This is a genomic window from Uliginosibacterium gangwonense DSM 18521 (genome assembly GCF_000373965.1).
In the GTDB taxonomy this organism is placed as follows: Bacteria; Pseudomonadota; Gammaproteobacteria; order Burkholderiales; family Rhodocyclaceae; genus Uliginosibacterium; species Uliginosibacterium gangwonense.
On sequence record NZ_KB892834.1, the window covers coordinates 16,777 to 29,736 of the forward strand.

At 57.0% G+C, this 12,960-nt stretch carries 10 protein-coding genes; 5 read left to right on the forward strand and 5 right to left on the reverse strand.

Annotated features, from left to right (window positions below; genetic code table 11):
• The first annotated feature begins 6 nt into the window (after positions 1-6).
• Complete coding sequence (locus B145_RS0100075; RefSeq protein WP_018604337.1) at positions 7-435, forward strand: GFA family protein; 429 nt, start codon at positions 7-9, stop codon at positions 433-435.
• Between the two features lie 897 nt (positions 436-1,332).
• Positions 1,333-1,905 carry a hypothetical protein gene (locus tag B145_RS0100085; protein ID WP_157288205.1) on the forward strand — a complete coding sequence of 191 codons (573 nt, stop codon included), beginning with the start codon at positions 1,333-1,335 and terminating at the stop codon, positions 1,903-1,905.
• Positions 1,906-2,183: 278 nt separating this feature from the next.
• Here B145_RS0100085 and B145_RS23815 read toward each other — a convergent pair whose 3' ends face one another.
• The 4 genes from B145_RS23815 to waaC all read right to left on the reverse strand — a co-directional run bounded on the left by B145_RS23815 (position 2,184) and on the right by waaC (position 7,118).
• Complete coding sequence (locus B145_RS23815) at positions 2,184-3,473, reverse strand: chloride channel protein (protein WP_018604340.1); 1,290 nt, start codon at positions 3,471-3,473, stop codon at positions 2,184-2,186.
• Between the two features lie 116 nt (positions 3,474-3,589).
• A complete protein-coding gene (alaC, locus tag B145_RS0100095) occupies positions 3,590-4,807 on the reverse strand; it encodes an alanine transaminase (RefSeq protein ID WP_018604341.1) in 1,218 nt (405 codons plus the stop codon).
• Positions 4,808-4,887: 80 nt separating this feature from the next.
• A complete protein-coding gene (gene waaA, locus B145_RS0100100; RefSeq protein WP_018604342.1) occupies positions 4,888-6,147 on the reverse strand; it encodes a lipid IV(A) 3-deoxy-D-manno-octulosonic acid transferase in 1,260 nt (419 codons plus the stop codon).
• The gene (gene waaC, locus B145_RS0100105) at positions 6,147-7,118 is read right to left on the reverse strand and encodes a lipopolysaccharide heptosyltransferase I (protein WP_033405962.1); all 972 of its coding nucleotides are present in this window, start codon (positions 7,116-7,118) and stop codon (positions 6,147-6,149) included. The genes waaA and waaC overlap by 1 nt, the downstream gene beginning before the upstream one ends.
• Positions 7,119-7,161: 43 nt before the next feature.
• Here waaC and B145_RS0100110 point away from each other — a divergent pair, with 43 nt between their 5' ends.
• The 3 genes from B145_RS0100110 (at position 7,162) to B145_RS23820 (ending at position 10,938) form a co-directional block, all read left to right on the forward strand.
• Positions 7,162-7,938: a glycosyltransferase family 2 protein gene (locus B145_RS0100110; RefSeq protein WP_245541807.1), complete on the forward strand. Its 777-nt coding sequence runs from the start codon at positions 7,162-7,164 to the stop codon at positions 7,936-7,938.
• 30 nt (positions 7,939-7,968) lie between these two features.
• Entirely contained in the window at positions 7,969-8,976 is a 1,008-nt protein-coding gene (locus tag B145_RS0100115) for an NAD-dependent epimerase (protein WP_018604345.1), read from the forward strand.
• A 306-nt stretch (positions 8,977-9,282) separates the two neighbouring features.
• Positions 9,283-10,938, forward strand: a complete 1,656-nt coding sequence (locus B145_RS23820) for a cytidine/deoxycytidylate deaminase family protein (protein ID WP_018604346.1) — start codon at positions 9,283-9,285, stop codon at positions 10,936-10,938.
• An 18-nt stretch (positions 10,939-10,956) separates the two neighbouring features.
• Here the strand turns inward: B145_RS23820 and glgX are convergent, their stop codons facing one another.
• A complete protein-coding gene (glgX, locus tag B145_RS0100125) occupies positions 10,957-12,957 on the reverse strand; it encodes a glycogen debranching protein GlgX (protein WP_018604347.1) in 2,001 nt (666 codons plus the stop codon).
• Positions 12,958-12,960 lie beyond the last annotated feature (3 nt).

Here is a 12,960-nt window from a genome sequence, read left to right on the forward strand (position 1 = left end):
GAGTCCATGCAAGAACTTTCCGGTGGTTGTATGTGCGGTGCCGTGCGTTACAAGGTGGTGGGTGCTCCAGTCGTATCCCGCATCTGCTGGTGCCGTACTTGTCAGAAGATATCGGGCAACGGTACGGCGAATGCGCTCTTTCCCACTGCCAGTATCACGATCAGCGGTACGCTGAGCAGCTTCACCAGCCCTGCAGACAGTGGCAACGAGATTTCGCGCTACTTCTGCCCAACATGCGGATGCCATATCCTGGGAGGCTCCGCCGCCAATCCACATTTCCGCGTCCTGCGGATCGGCACACTGGATGACCCGAGCGCCATCCAGCCTCAGGTCAACATCTGGGCCTCCAGCGCACCCAATTGGGCCTGTCTGGACCCCGCACTGAAGCTGGAGGCCAAGCAGCCCTCCCCGCCTCAGGCGCCATCAAATGGGTAGGGAGTGCGCCTTGGCGAATCGGCACGTATTAATGCAGGATGGAAGGACCGAGTTCGGCCAGGAGCAGCCCTTCACAGATGAGTCCCGAAAGCCGCCATTTAAAACTGCTCTGGGTATGAATGTCATGTTTCTACACTCTCGCTAGGGATTTCTTGTGTCAGCGCCCGTTTCCCTTTGGCTACTTCTTGGCTCAACGGCCGTAAGCTATGCAACAGTTCCATTTGTTCTTCGGAGTCTACGGGTTCATGCGCCTGATATGTATCAACAGCTAGGAGCACCGAAGTTTAGTCAAATTTTCTCCCGAGATCCTGACAATTGGCACACTCAATTCCGCTTCTTGCGCTTTCTCCTGTCCGGACGTATCGCCGCTGAGATCAAAGGTTGGCCTCGTGTTGTTGCTCTTCTCTGTACGGGTGCCAACGCGATGGTTTTAGTCTGTTTCGTCCTCGTTGTAGCCGCCGCAATCAATGCATCCAATCCCTAACAGTGCATCAGCCAAGCGAGCACCATGTCGCCGCGCAGTTGGTTCCCTCCACCGCTGTTCATTTTCAACACTGAACGACCGCTTTCCCATTCTCTGCGTGACCGCAAAGAGTCGATTTTGAGCCTTGACGGCTTATGGCGCATTGATGCAGCATGGAAGAAAGGCTGAGTTCAGCCATGAACAGACGGTCAGGATTGCTACTCCAAATCGGCCATTCGGTGCTCTGGGGCCGAAATCTGTAAAGTGAGGTTTTTTGTCGATTCTGTTAATTCTGTTCATGCATCCAGTGGAATCGCGTAAAACCAATCAGCAAGCCGCTCTTCGCCATGCGGTCGCGCCATGTTAGGGCGCACGCGACCGTAATCAACGGCAAACCTGCGCCCCATAACAAGTTAGCGCCCAGAGAAATGTCCTTGAGCGAAGAATTCCTAACCGTTGAGCTCATTGTCGCGTCCTCGGCGGAAACGCGTGGCGTAGATGCTTTCGCATTGGCGCTTATTAAGGCAGAGCGTCAAATAAGAAAGATTTTCACGCACTTAGTCTTTCAGTCTCAGCACTTCTCTGCGTCTGATATTTCAATGCTCAGAGAAACGCTCGCCTTGAACAAGAGGGTTTACTTCGAAGGCTTCGAAAAAGGAGTTGATGCACTGTCATCAGTTCCTGTTGCAACAATTGTTGGCAACCGATACCAAGCGCTCAGGGCTAAAGTTGTTGAGTCAATCACTTACCGGAACAAAATATTCCACGGCCAGTTGACTGACAAATCTCTTACCAGAGAGGACTTGCTATCACTAACAAGTGATATCCAAAGTTGGTGCTTGGCGCTCGCCGAAGGGGGCTCAAATCACTACGGATATGATGGCTTCGCGCGGAACTCCTTTAGAAAAGGACTGCTTGCTAACAATCCTGGCTTCTTCAAAATTGTCCTCAACAGTCGCGCTGACTATGAGCAACTACTCCAAAACCATGTTCAACGTCCGCGCTAACAATTTCGTCGAGAGGGACCGCTTGCAAGTTGCGGTTGCAGGTTCCCTTCGCGGCTTCGCCGCTTCGGCGCCTCCTCACGCCATTCGTTGAACGTCCGCTTCCCGATCGCTTGACCGTCGCCTTTGGGGCGGATTCGGAGCGGAGCGTAGCGACAATCCGCCGTAATACAAAAAGCATAACGAATATGGAGCGACAGCGGATTGCTCCGCGAATCCGCCCTACAAATGATCCGCCGTCCGCAGTAGAACTTGTTCCCATTGCTGCCGGTGTCACGCGATCAGGGAGCCTTGCGCCCCATTGCGCGAAACACCAGCACTGAGCCTGCTACGGCCAGCAGCATTGGCACCAGAAAGTCGTGATCCACACGGGTGAATTCAAACGTGAGCATCACGGCTGTCAATGGCATCTGCATGGAGGAGGCCAGAAATGCAGTGGCTCCGACAATCGCAAATGCGCCCACTGCCGTGCCCGGCCAGAACATATTCCATACGCATCCAAGCAGCACCGCCATCAAGGCGCCGTTTGCCAGACCTGGGGTCAGCAGGCCGCCCTCTGCACCCGCCCACAATGAGCTGAGTGTGGTAAGCACACGGAACAGCAGCAGGGCCGCCGCCAGCCCGAACAGCAATTGGTTGTCAAAAGACAAACCCACCACACCTTTGCCATTGCCGGGAATCTGCGGCAGGTAAATGGCGACCACCCCGATCAGCGCAAAATTGAACAGGCCCACCAGCGGCAAGGGCCAGCGCTTGGGCGCGTTGGCGCGGACACGCTTGGCCAGCTCCGAAAATCCCCAAGCCGCTGCGCCGAAGAGCGGGCCGCACACCACGGCCCACACCACCAGCGAAGCGGTGATCTCCAGATGCGGAATCGTATATTGATGCTCGTTGCCCAGCCCGATCCAAGCGACCACCGCAGCAAGCGTGGAAGTCACGATTGCGGGGACTGCAACCGCCCACTCAAAGCTGCCAAGCAGCACTTCCATCGTAAACAGAGTACCTGCCAGCGGCACGTTATACACCGCCGCCAAGCCTGCCCCGGCGCCGCAGGCCACCAGAATCTGGCGCTGGCGGGCACTCATGGGGGTGGCCCGTGTCAGCCAGCCTGCAAAGGCAGAGCCGACTTCACGCGGCGCCACCTCGCGCCCCAAGGGCGAGCCCAGAGCAACCGTAATGATTTGCAAGAGCGCATGCACCAGCGTACTCAGGAAAGGCATGGTCGGGTCTTCTGAGGACACAGCCTTCTTGATGCTCACCAGCGGACGACCGAATCGGTACAAGGCCCACCAGCCGCATCCGGCCACCAGCCCGCATACCGTGAGTGCAGCCAGACGGCGCATGGGGGATGCGGCGCTCACGCCATGCAGAAAGCTCTCGCTGCTGATGACGTGATCCAGACTATAGCCAAACGCCAGATGCTGAATCCAGTGCAGCAGCAGCGCCAGCCCCATGCCAGCAAAACCGGTAATCACGCCCAGCGTGATGGTCGCCAGGGCAAAACTGAGCTGTGGATAGCGCTGCGTACGCTCTGCGCTATCGTTCTTGAGGGTGAGGGAAGAAGTATTCATACCCCGCAGGATAGAGAAAGCGCGCTTTTCCGGCTATCGCCAAAATGCCCACATTTAGCGCAAAACGGCCAATCTCATCCTGCGGACCCACGGCCTTGACAGCGATCAGCCCTCAATCAGGCGCTGGGCACCTTGACCAGCCCATCCGCCTTGAACATATGCTTGATCCCGCGCACCGCCTGCCGGATGCGGGACTCGTTTTCAATCAGCGCAAAGCGCACATGTTCATCGCCATGGTCGCCAAAGCCCACGCCGGGCGACACGGAAACCTTGGCCTTTTCCAGCAGCAGCTTGGCGAATTCCAGCGAGCCCAGATGCCGATAGGGTTCCGGAATCTTCGCCCAGATATACATGGAGGCTTTGGGCAGATCCACTTCCCAGCCCGCTTCGCACAAGCCTTTGTAGAGCACATCGCGGCGGCTCTGGTATTGCGCGCAGATATCCTTGACGCACTGCTGGTCGCCTTCCAGCGCGGCAATGGCCGCCACCTGCAAGGGGGTGAAGGTGCCGTAATCGTGATAGCTCTTCATGCGTGCGAGTGCGGCAACCAGATCGGGGTTGCCGACCATGAAGCCAATCCGCCAGCCTGCCATGTTGTAGCTTTTGGAGAGCGTGAAGAATTCCACCGCCACATCCTTGGCCCCTGGCACCTGCATGATGGAAGGCGCCTTCCAGCCATCGAATACTATATCCGCATAAGCCAGATCATGCACCACGATGATGTCATGCTTGCGGGCCAGCGCCACCACCCGCTCAAAGAAATCCAGCTCCACACACTGCGCGGTGGGGTTGGAGGGGAAGCCGAACACCATCATCTTGGGCTTGGGATAGCTGCCCCGAATGGCCTTTTCCAGTTCGCCAAAAAAATCCACATCCGGCGTGAGCGGCACCGAGCGGATATCCGCACCTGCAATGACTGCGCCATAAATGTGAATGGGATAACTCGGGTCTGGCACCAGCACCGTGTCCCCCCGATCCAGCGTGGCCAACATCAGGTGAGCCAAGCCTTCCTTGGAGCCGATGGTGACAATCGCCTCGGAATCCGGGTCGATATCCACCGCGTAGCGATCCTGATACCAACGCGCAATCGCCCGGCGCAGGCGGGGAATGCCCTTGGAGGCAGAATAGCCGTGGGTATCCGGGCGCTGCGCCACCTCTACCAGCTTGGCCACGATATGCGGTGGCGTTGCCCCATCGGGGTTACCCATGCTCATGTCGATGATATCTTCACCACGACGGCGGGCAGCCAGTTTGAGTTCGGCAGTGATGTTGAAAACGTAGGGGGGGAGGCGATCGATGCGCGCAAAGCGGCGCTTGCCCATCAGAGAGGACATGGAGGGTGTTCCTTCACGTAAGCGCCCGGAACCGTCCGAGCGACGTGAGCCGAAGAAATCGGCTCTTTTTTATGCTACACCTAATGCAGAAATTCTGCCAAGACCCCCATGGTGCGTTCGGTCGCCCCTTGGCTGGCTTGCGCAAAGGCTCGGCCAGCCTCCCCCATGGCCTTGCGGCGCTTGGCGTCGGCAAGAATCCCCCAAGCCGCAATCATGGCTTCCTTCAGATCTTGGCAGCGCACCGCAGCCCCTTCGGCAATCGCCTGCTCGGCGGCATCGGCAAAATTGAAGGTATGCGGCCCCAGGATCACCGGTATGCCAATGGCGCAGGCCTCGATCAGGCTCTGCCCCCCTAGCGGCAACCAGCAACCACCAATGACAGCAACATCAGCCATCTGGCAATAGGCATGCATCTCGCCCATGCTGTCTCCCAGCCAGACCTGGGTTTGCGGCAGCATGTTCAGCCCCTCGCTCCGCCGGGCCATCGTAAAGCCCTGCATGGTAATGAGTGCCGCCACTTCGTCGAACCGCTGCGGATGGCGCGGCACCAACACCAGCAGGGCATCTGCCGGGGCATGCTGGCCGAATGCCGACAGCAAGGGGCCTTCCTCGCCTTCGCGGGTACTGGCCGCCAGAATCACCGGGCGTGTGCCCACCATGGCGCGGAATTCTTTGCCCAGCGCAAGCTTGGCGGGGTCGACCGTCACGTCGAATTTCACATTGCCCAGCACCTGGGGCGCTTTGGCCCCGCATGCCTCCAATCGTTTGGCATGGTCGGCGGTTTGCGCCAGCACCGCAGAGAACGCAGCAAAGGTAGCCTGGGCCAGCCCACCCAAGCGCAGATAGCCGCGTGCCGAACGTTCGGAAAGTCGCGCATTAGCCAATACCATCGGAATACCCTGCTGCTTCGCTGCGACAAGCAAATTCGGCCAGACCTCGGTTTCCATGACAATGCCCAGGTTGGGGCGAACCCGGCGTAAAAAACGACGCACCGCCCACGGCAAGTCGTAAGGCAGGTAACAGCTACTCACGCGAGATTCACGGCCATAGAGTTCCTGCGCAGTCGCCCGGCCCGTAGGCGTCATATGGGTCAGCAGAATGCGGTGTGCCGGGTAACGCGCCAAGATGGCCTTGACCAGGGGTTGCGTCGCACGCGTCTCGCCTACCGAAACGGCATGCAACCAGATCACGGGCTCCCCCCCAAAGCTTGGCGCAGCGCCGAAACGTTCGCCCACATGCTGGAGGTATTCCGGCTGGCGTCGCGCACGCCAGAGCAGGCGCAAACCGACCAGCGGCAAAATCAGATGCCAGAGCAGGGAATAGAGCAGGCGGGCAAACATCAAACTTTCTCCCGGGCCAAGAGCCCTTGCAAACGGTTAAGGACTTCTTCCGGCGGGGGCACCTGTCCCTTGCCCCCCAGGTTGATCGCCAGTGGCCCGGCATGCACGCCGGTCAGGCCCGGATCAGTCGCCACATACAGCGCCACCACCGGGCGCCCCAGGGCGGCGGCGAGATGGGTGAGCCCCGTATCCACGCCCACCACGGCCCGCGCAGCTTCCAGCATGGCCGTCAGGGTATCCAGATCAGAGGCGGGGGCCGCCAGCGCTTCAGGGATCGCCGCAGCGATGCGCTCTGCACGCTCGCGCTCACGCGGGGAGCCGGCCGGCAGCACTACGTGCAGCCCTTGCGCATGCAAGCTGCGCCCCAGTTCCACCCAATGCGCTTCCGGCCACAGCTTGTCGTCCCGACTGGTGGCGCTGAGCAGCACGCAGAATGGCGCCGCAGGCAGCCAATCAGGTGCCGCCACGCGGGCGTGGATGCCGTAGCGCAAGGGCAATTGTTCCAGCGAATACTCGGCCGCAGCCGCTGCCAGCCAGCGGTTGCGCTCAACGGCATGCGCGTTCGTCGGAATGGTGTAGCGGCAATCATAGGCCCAGGCCGCCCAGCGCTCCCGCGCCACCTCGGCCGAATAGCCACAGCGCAAGCCCTGCGCCATGCGGGTGATCAAGGCACTCTTGACCAAGCCCTGGGTGTCGATCACCAGATCGTAATGCGTCTGCCGCAGCGTGCGCACAAAACCGCGCAATTCCCGCCAGGTTCCGCCCTGCGCCAGCTTCTTGCGCCAGCGACGGACCGCCACGGGGATCACCTCGCGCACGCCCGGATGCAGGCGGGGCAAGGCGGCAAAGCCCTCCTCCACCACCCAGTCGATGGCCACCTCCGGCCAGATGCGGCGCAGGTCGCTGACCACGGGCAGGTTGTGGATCACATCGCCCAAAGAGCTTGTTTTGATAAGAAGAATCGAACGCATGAAGGCGAAATGGCGTGACTGGCTTAGAATATAGGCAGCCGAATTGTACCCGCCCCTGCCCATGCCTGCTCGCCTGCCTTTATCTGCCGTCCTGATCACCTTCAACTGTGTGGGGCCACTGCGCGCCACGCTGGAATCGCTACGCTTCTGCGACGAGATCGTCGCCGTGGACTCCGGCAGCACCGATGGCACCGTCGCCCTGCTCGAAGAGTTCGGCGCCCGCGTCATCAGCGAACCCTGGCGTGGCTTTGGCCCGCAGAAGCAATTTGCAGTGGATGCCGCCCGCCACGACTGGGTGCTATGCATCGACTCGGATGAGATCGTCTCGCCCGAGCTGCGCGAAAGCATTGAGCAAGCCTTGACCCAACCCACCGACCCGGCTTACGAATTCCCGCGCCGCAACCGCTTCCTGGGCCGCTACCTGCGCCACGGCGAAGGCTACCCGGATTACTCGCTGCGCCTCTACGACCGCCGCCACTCCCGCTGGACGGACGACGTGGTCCATGAAAAGGTCATCACCCTGGGCCGCGTCAGCCGCCTGACAGGTGACTTGCTGCATCATTCTGAAGACAGCATCGAGAGCTACCTGACCAAGCAGAACCGTTACACCACCCTCGCCGCCCAGGCACTGGCTGCCGAGGGGGCGCAGATTTCGGCCTCCAAGCTGCTCCTGAGCCCGATTTTCCGCTTCATCAAGTTCTACCTTCTGCGCGGTGGCATTCTGGACGGTGTGCCAGGGCTGATCCATATTCTGATCGGCTGCTTCAACAGCTTTTCAAAATATGCAAAAACCATTGAACTGGGGCGCAAGCAGCCCTGAATACTTATTACTGCATAGCGAGACTTCCTCATGAAAATTCTGGTCACCGGCGCAGCCGGATTCATCGGCATGCACTCTTCCCTCGTGCTGCTCGGGCGTGGCGACGAAGTGGTCGGCCTGGATAACCTGAACGACTATTACGACCCGCAGATCAAGCGCGACCGTCTGGCCCGCCTGCAGGCTTACAAGAATTTCCGCTTTGTGGAAATGGACATTGCCGACCGCCCCGGCATCGAAAAGCTCTTCGCAGAAGAGAAGTTTGACAAGGTCATCAACCTCGCTGCTCAGGCAGGGGTGCGCTACTCCATCCAGAATCCGCATGCCTATGTGGATTCAAACATCGTCGGCTTTGTGAACATTCTGGAAGGCTGTCGGCATAACAAGGTCAAGCATTTGGTCTACGCCTCCAGCTCCAGCGTGTATGGCGGCAACGAGAAGATGCCCTTTGCCGAGCATGACAGCGTCGACCACCCGGTGAGCCTGTATGCCGCCACCAAAAAGGCCAACGAACTGATGGCGCACACCTACAGCCACCTGTACGGTCTGCCCACCACCGGGCTGCGCTTCTTCACGGTGTACGGTCCCTGGGGTCGCCCGGACATGGCGCTCTTCCTCTTCACCAAGGCCATGCTCGAAGGCCGCCCCATCAACGTGTTCAACCACGGCAAGATGCAGCGCGACTTCACCTATATTGATGACATTGTGGAAGGCGTGATCCGCACCCTGGATCGCCCCGCCGAACCCGATGCTCAATTCGACCCGCAAGCGCCCAACCCCGGCACCTCCCGCGCGCCTTACCGTGTTTTCAACATCGGCAATCAAGGCCCGGTGGAGTTGATGGCTTTCATCGAAGCCATTGAAAATGCCTTGGGCATCAAGGCAGAAAAGAACCTGCTGCCCCTGCAACCGGGCGACGTACCCGCCACCTACTCAGACGTCAGCGCCCTCACCGCCTGGACCGGCTTCGCCCCCGGCACCCCCATCACCGAAGGCGTCTCCCGCTTCGTGAAGTGGTATCGGGAGTATTTCAAGGCATAGAACGCGTCAAACTCTATGATAGTACGGCAAGGAACTCTTCCTGCCGTACTTGCACCAATACACCTCACCTCAGCACCCATTCCCCAGCTACTCAAACAGCGGATTTGCACGAATTCGACTGATACCAAGCGCAATCCCCTACTTGGCGTCAAGCAACTACCGAAACGCTGAATGCTGCGTAATTGCGAGCGACAAGCGATCTAGTGCAATGCAGCACTTAAGCCCAAAAGGGCATATGAATTTCTGAGAAATTCCATCCACAAGTAATCTTCTACTCCAGCGAATAAAGAAAATTCAGGGGTAGCCATGCCAAACAATCACTCAGAAGCAATTCATCAGCTTTACCAACTAAAAAATGATCTGATCGTCATCGGACTAACAGGCAGAACAGGGAGCGGATGCACGACCGTCGCAAAGGAAATTCTCCTGAAAGAGAAATTTGAAGAACTGCAATATCCGCACCCCACATTTCCGCCCCAAAGCCTTGAAGACAGAAAAGATCAAATAATATCAAACTGGTGCAAAAGCAACTGGACTCCATTTAAACAAATACAAGTCGCTCACCTAATATGCCTCTTATCACTCAACAAAAAGATACTGGCAACAGAAAATCCAAAAATTTCTTCGCTTATAACCGACGAATTCAAGGAGTACTACAAAAATAAAATCTTGCCAAACTTATGTGTTTACAAAGACATAAGAAACAATATTAAACAAAAAGACCCAAACAAAAGACAAGATACAGAAGATTTTATATTTAAACAGCTTCCAGTCATCTATGAGGACATACAAAGAACACTAAGCACAAAAAGAACTGCAACCGAACTATTTCAACAGTTAGGTGATTGCTTAAGAAAAAGCAACACCATGGGGATACCTGAATTTATCTTTGAATGTATAAATTATTTTAAGAACCAAGAAAAACATTTTGCCATTGACGCACTACGACACCCCTATGAAATTAGATACTTAAGGGAAAAAATCGCATCTTTTTTTGTCTTTGCAATCACAACACCCGACCCCGACCGACGCGAAAGACTAACCCTAAAAAATTATACAAAAGACCAAATCGACAACCTAGACCACAAAGAATATCCAGACGAAAAACCAGGCAAGAATGCAAGCAAAGAGGATCTATTTTTTTCACAAAACATTCGAGGCAGTCTAGAGATCGCTGACGTATATATAGCAAACCCCAAACCACTCACGCCATCGCCATACGAGAACCTTACAAGGCAGATTTGTCGGTACATTGCACTAATTCAACACCCAGGACTCATCACGCCGACCAGCACCGAACGATGCATGCAATCGGCATTTTCAGCAAAGGTAAACTCAGGATGCCTTTCTCGACAAGTTGGTGCAGTAGTAACGGATGAATTTCTATCGATAAAATCCGTTGGTTGGAATGACGTACCAAAAGGACAAGTCCCATGCAGCATGAGAAACGTCAAACATCTTATAAGCGGTGCTCTAAACGACGGAACGTTTAGCAAATATGAGTTATCAAATAAATTCCGCCAGAAGTTAATTTACGATCTAAACGAAGAAAATCTAAAAGGAAGAAATATATCATTTTGCTTTAAGCATGTTTATGATGACGGAAAAATCCACACAAGATCATTGCACGCAGAAGAAAATGCATTTCTTCAAATAGTCAAATACGGCGGCCAAGCTATCAAAGGTGGAAGCCTCTTTACCACAGCCAGCCCTTGTGAACTATGTGCAAAAAAAGCCTATCAACTTGAAATAAGAAAAATTTACTACATTGATCCATACCCAGGAATTTCAAGCACTCACATCTTGGACGCTGGCAGCAATAAGCCAGAGATGATTTTGTTTGCGGGCGCTATTGGTCGTGCATACCATGTATTGTTTGAGCCCATAATGCCATTCAAAGACGAACTCAATGAATTAGGAATTAGCTTAAAATTGGACAACGATGAGGAATCAGCAAACTAGCCTGTTGCCACGAAAAGGTTATTTTTGAAAAACTTCCACAAACACCATCACGCAGCGCCCCGGCAGCATATTTTCAGCCGCTGATTCACTGGAGCAGAGTTCGCGCTGCCAGCGGCAGGCGGGGCGGGTTGCGGGGAGGCGCAGTGGCAGGCCGAGTTCGGAGGCGTTGAACCAGAGCAGGATGCGCTCGCCTTCGCGGTACAGGAGCAAGCCGAGTTGTTGCAGGCCGTGCTTGCACCAGTCCTCTTCGCTCATGGCTTGTGCGTCGGGATTCAGCCAGATGGCATCGGGCATGTCACCCGCATCGTCGGCACGGCCTTTGAGGAACACGTCGGCTGAAAGTGCGGGGTGGCTGTGGCGCAGGCGCAAGACCTGGGCAACAAAATCGCAGAGCGCGTAATCGGCATGCTCCCAATCCAGCCAGGTCATCTCGTTGTCCTGGGCGTAGGCGTTGTTGTTACCGTGCTGGGTGCGGCCAAATTCGTCCCCGGCAGTGAGCATTGGGGTGCCGCGTGAGAGGATCAGCGTGGCCAGCAGTGCGCGAATATCGCTACGGCGGCGGGCACGGATGGCCGGATCAGGCGTTTCGCCTTCTACCCCATTATTCCATGCGACTTCATGTTCTTTGCCATCGCGGTTGTTTTCGCCATTGGCATGATTGTGTTTGCTGCTGTAGGACACCATGTCACGCAGGCTGAATCCATCGTGCGCGGCGATGAAATTGACGCTAGCGGAAGGCCGCCGGTAGTTGCCGTGGAAAATATCCGAAGACCCGGCCAAACGCGTGGCCAGTGCGCCAACCATGCCGAAGTCCCCACGCCAGAAGCGGCGCACTTCGTCGCGGTAGCGGTCGTTCCACTCGTGCCAGCGTGCGGGAAAGGCACCAAGCTGATAGCCGCCGGGGCCAATGTCCCAGGGTTCGGCAATCATGATGACGGATGAGAGCAAAGGATCTTGGCGGATCGCTGCGAGCAGTGGGGCTTGCGGATCAAAGCCGTGATTCATGCGCCCGAGCACGGGGGCTAGATCAAAGCGGAAGCCATCTACGCCAGCAGCCTGCACCCAATAACGCAGCGCATCCATCACCAAGAGGATGGCGGGGGTCTGGTCCAGTGCCAGGGTGTTGCCGCAGCCCGTATCATTGACGAGCACACCGCTTGAGGTGTGGCGATAGTACAGGGCATTATCCAACCCGCGCAGACTCAAGCAGGCGCCGAATTTGTCGCTCTCGCCCGTATGGTTGAACACCACATCAAGAATCACCTGAATGCCTTCGGCATGCAAGGCTGCGATGGCATCTCTGATTTCCGCAATGCCCCCAGGTGCCAGACGTGGGTCCGGCGCCATGAAGCAGATGGGGTTGTAGCCCCAGGCGTTGTGCAAGCCCAGTGAATGCAGATGGCGTTCGTCAATCCAGGCCATCAGGGGCATCAGTTCCACCGTATCGGCACCAATACGCTGCAGATGCGCAATGGCTTCGGGATGGCCGAGCGCGGCCACGGTACCACGCAAATGAGCGGGAATCCCGGCGTGGCGGCGCGTGAAGCTGCGGACGGAGACTTCGTAGATCAGGCCGGGTTTGCGCGGCGGTGGCCGAACGGCGACAGGCAGCGCAGCTGAGACAATCGCCTTGGGTACCCAGGCTGCGGTATCCACCGCTGCGGCGCGCACCGTTGCCAATTCTGCGTGCCATGCAAAAGGCCGATCCAGGCTTTTGGCATAGGGGTCCACCAGGAGCTTGGCGGGATCGAAACGATGGCCCTGATCGGGCAGCCAGGGGCCGTCGGCCCGCAAGCCATAGCGTGTACCAAGTGTCACGCCACGGATAAAGCCGTGGTGCACTTCGCCTAACCGCCCCGGCAGGGGCAGGCGGGCGATTTCACGCTGGCCAGTATCGTCAAACAGACAGAACACGATCCGCTCAGCGTGGCGCGAGACGACAGCGATGTTGATGCCGTCTTCATGCACACTCACGCCAAGCGGGTGCGGCAGTCCGAATCCGACCGACTGCGTATCCATGCT

Coding starts and splice junctions, on each gene's coding strand:
- B145_RS0100075 (WP_018604337.1), top strand. CDS start 7: ATGCAAGAACTTTCCGGTGGTTGTATGTGCGGTGCCGTGCGTTACAAG.
- B145_RS23815 (WP_018604340.1), bottom strand. CDS start 3,473: ATGAATACTTCTTCCCTCACCCTCAAGAACGATAGCGCAGAGCGTACG.
- alaC (WP_018604341.1), bottom strand. CDS start 4,807: ATGTCCTCTCTGATGGGCAAGCGCCGCTTTGCGCGCATCGATCGCCTC.
- waaA (WP_018604342.1), bottom strand. CDS start 6,147: ATGTTTGCCCGCCTGCTCTATTCCCTGCTCTGGCATCTGATTTTGCCG.
- waaC (WP_033405962.1), bottom strand. CDS start 7,118: ATGCGTTCGATTCTTCTTATCAAAACAAGCTCTTTGGGCGATGTGATC.
- B145_RS0100115 (WP_018604345.1), top strand. CDS start 7,969: ATGAAAATTCTGGTCACCGGCGCAGCCGGATTCATCGGCATGCACTCT.
- B145_RS23820 (WP_018604346.1), top strand. CDS start 9,283: ATGCCAAACAATCACTCAGAAGCAATTCATCAGCTTTACCAACTAAAA.
- glgX (WP_018604347.1), bottom strand. CDS start 12,957: ATGGATACGCAGTCGGTCGGATTCGGACTGCCGCACCCGCTTGGCGTG.